At 51.6% G+C, this 2971-nt stretch carries 4 protein-coding genes; 1 reads left to right on the plus strand and 3 read right to left on the minus strand.

Going from position 1 to position 2971, the window contains the following annotated elements; genetic code table 11:
• From H8876_RS00930 to mtaB, 3 genes are all read right to left on the minus strand, one after another.
• Positions 1–465: histidine kinase dimerization/phospho-acceptor domain-containing protein (locus tag H8876_RS00930; protein WP_283241716.1), on the minus strand; the 465-nt coding region annotated here is incomplete at its 3' end.
• Positions 458–1129, minus strand: a complete 672-nt coding sequence (locus tag H8876_RS00935) for a response regulator transcription factor (RefSeq protein ID WP_249286154.1) — start codon at positions 1127–1129, stop codon at positions 458–460. The genes H8876_RS00930 and H8876_RS00935, both read right to left, overlap by 8 nt.
• 40 nt (positions 1130–1169) lie before the next feature.
• A complete protein-coding gene (gene mtaB, locus H8876_RS00940) occupies positions 1170–2534 on the minus strand; it encodes a tRNA (N(6)-L-threonylcarbamoyladenosine(37)-C(2))-methylthiotransferase MtaB (RefSeq protein ID WP_249286155.1) in 1365 nt (454 codons plus the stop codon).
• Between the two features lie 152 nt (positions 2535–2686).
• Here mtaB and H8876_RS00945 point away from each other — a divergent pair.
• Positions 2687–2971: hypothetical protein (locus tag H8876_RS00945; protein ID WP_465250720.1), on the plus strand; the 285-nt coding region annotated here is incomplete at its 3' end.

Consider the following 2971-nt stretch of genomic DNA (forward strand, 5'->3'; position numbering starts at 1 on the left):
CAATGCGACTATCCCGGTTTCCAGACGCGACAGTTTCACTAGAGAAGTGATAAGGAAACTAAGCTTTTCCGTCTGTGTATGAAGCTGAAAAGTGTACTCTTTCGCAGACTGAGGCAGTTCCATCTCATCGAGCAGTTCCGAATACAGCTGTATATTTGCGATCGGGGTCTTCGTCTGGTGAGAGATATCGGATATCAAAGTCTTGATCTTTTCTTTTTCGTTCTTTACACGCTCTGCTGAGATCTCCGATGTCAAAAGATAATCCGCGAACCTGTTTTCCAGTGCAGAAAATCTCGACTCATCGAAATCCTGTTCTTTAAAACTTCCCTTCCGCGCAGTCTCCAGCATTTCTTCAATACTGTCCATGATCCTGCGCTGTTTCCTGTGCATTACCGCCACTGCGATCACCGATACCAGCACGACGATCACAGCTGCCGCAACTGCAACTATTGTGATATTACTCATCTTCTTTCACCCACATATAGCCTTTGCCATAAACGGTCTTTATATCATCCTTTGCACCCAGCTTATCCCTTAGTCTCTTGACCGTCACGGAAAGCGCATTTTCATCCACATACTCCGCACCATCCGTCCATACGCGATCCACAAGACTTCCCCGGCTAAGTGTAATGCCACGATTTTCAATAAAGATCCTCAACAGCTTCTGCTCCGTCTTGCTGAGCTCCACCGGCCTTCCCTCTGCATAAAACTCCATGCACTGAAAATCGAAGCGGTATTTCCCCAGGCATACTGCGGTTTCCTGTATCGCTTTTCTGCGAAGCTGCGTGTTCACCCGCGCACGGAGCACTGCAAGGCTGAAGGGTTTGGTGATATAGTCGTCTGCGCCCATTTCCAGCCCGCTGACGATATCGGTCTCAATATCGTTCGCAGTCAGCAGTATCACAGGCACATCGCTTTGCTGCCGCAGCTCCTTGAGAAACTCGAACCCGCTTCCATCCGGAAGATTCACATCCAGTATAATGAGAGCAGGCGTTGATCCCGCCATCAGCTTTCGGGCATCTGCCAGTTTGCCGCATATCCTGATATCACGCTGCTGTGATGCCAGTGCCCGGCCAAGCCCGGCAGCCAGCGCCGCATCATCTTCTATTATAATGATTTTGTCTCTCATATCCACCTGCCGATCATCCTACCAACTTCATCCTATTACGCTATAACTGGTCTCGCCTTTCCACCATCCGTCCCCGCATGCCATCCCGGCATACTTCTAACAGCTCCACCGAAACGAACTGGTTCAGCATCCCCTGTGCAGCCTCCGGATCCTCATAGGGCACGTACACCTTGATGTAGTTGCCCGTATAGCCGGTGATCATCTGCTGATCCTCCAGCAATTCTTCCAGCAGCACCCGTTCCATCCGTCCTTTATTTTCAGCAAAGAACGTTTCTGCCGACTTCTTTCCCACGTCGTGGAGCTTGTCGCTCCTGCGGTTTTTCACCTGCGGAGCCACATGCCCTTTCATAGAGGCCGCCTTGGTAAACGGCCGCTTGGAATACTTGAAGATGTGAGTTTTGCAGAAAGTGCATTCTTCCACCAAGCTGCAGCTATCCTCAAAATCCGCTTCCTTTTCTCCTGGAAAACCCACGATGATATCCGTCGATAATCCGTAATACGGATCTGCTTTCCGCAGCGTCGAAACAATATCCATGTAAGCCTCTCTGTCATACGGCCGGTTCATGGCCGCAAGCACCTGACTGCTGCCGCTCTGAGCAGAAAGGTGAAGATGATGGCACAGCTTGTCGTACTTCAAAAGTCTCTTTACATAATCCGCATCAACCACCGCCGGTTCCAAAGAGCTCAAACGGATACGAAAATCCCCCGGGATATCGCTCAGGGCAGCGATGACCTTCTCCACACCGTAAGGCTCCTCCGGCAGTCTGCCCGCCTCATCAGGCCGGATCTGCTCCATCTCATAAAGAGCCGTATTGATGCCCGTCAGCACGATCTCACGATACCCGCCGGTGATCAGCTTTTCTGCTTCCGCCACGATTTCCGAAAGCCCCCGGCTCCGCACTTTGCCCCGTGCATACGGGATGACGCAGTAGGAGCAAAAACGATTACATCCCTCCTGGATCTTGATATACGCCCTCGTCCGGTTTTCCGTGTTGACCACCAGGCCTGTCTCGTCGAAAACATCCAGTTCCTCGTAGCCCTTGACGTGAAGCTGGCGCATGCCGTGTTCCTGAAATTCCGCGACGTAATCCGTCAGATGGCTCTTTTCATTGGTGCCCGCCACGATATCCACACCGTCTACCGCCGACACTTCCTCCGGGCTGATCTGAGCGTAGCAGCCCGTCACCACCACCACGCTGTCGGGATTCACCTTCTTCATCCTGCGAATATACTGCCGGGACTTTTTATCCGCTACAGCCGTGACCGTGCAGGTATTGATCACGTAAACATCGGCAAACTCCCGCTCGTCCACCACAGTGTATCCCTGCTGTTCGAACGCCGCCGCGATTGCCTCCGATTCATACTGATTTACTTTGCATCCAAGCGTATGGAATGCGATCTTCATAGGGTCCCTCCTCGTATTTGACACTTCTAATCTCGTATTATACCACGAATCACCGCTGATCTCCAAGACATAAAACAAGGAAAACCCGCATACGGTTTACTATCTGCGCGTCTTCTGCATTTCTGCAAAGACCGCTCCGCGGGAGGTTTCGTATGAAAAAGAAAAAAGCAAGATTCGTGTTCGCCTCTCTTCTTATCGTCAGCATCCTCTGTTCCATGTGTCTGACCGCCCTTTCCGAGCAGCCGCTCCTGCCTCTGAGCCGCAAAGTTTCCGACCCCGAAAAACCGCTGAAATGGGTGGAATTCAACGTGCCCTACGAACCGCTGAAACAAGCCATGGACATCGATGTGGACAGTTATCAGGACAGGATCCACGTCAGCTGGATCGATCTTCTGGCCTATCTGGGAGCCTGTCTCTTATACACATCTCCGAGCCCA

This window comes from Lentihominibacter faecis (assembly GCF_014306095.1).
Classification (GTDB): Bacteria; Bacillota; Clostridia; order Peptostreptococcales; family Anaerovoracaceae; genus Lentihominibacter; species Lentihominibacter faecis.

What these genes read in the sequence shown, in the direction of transcription:
- mtaB (WP_249286155.1), bottom strand. Translation starts at nt 2,534, where the DNA reads ATGAAGATCGCATTCCATACGCTTGGATGCAAAGTAAATCAGTATGAA.
- H8876_RS00935 (WP_249286154.1), bottom strand. Translation starts at nt 1,129, where the DNA reads ATGAGAGACAAAATCATTATAATAGAAGATGATGCGGCGCTGGCTGCC.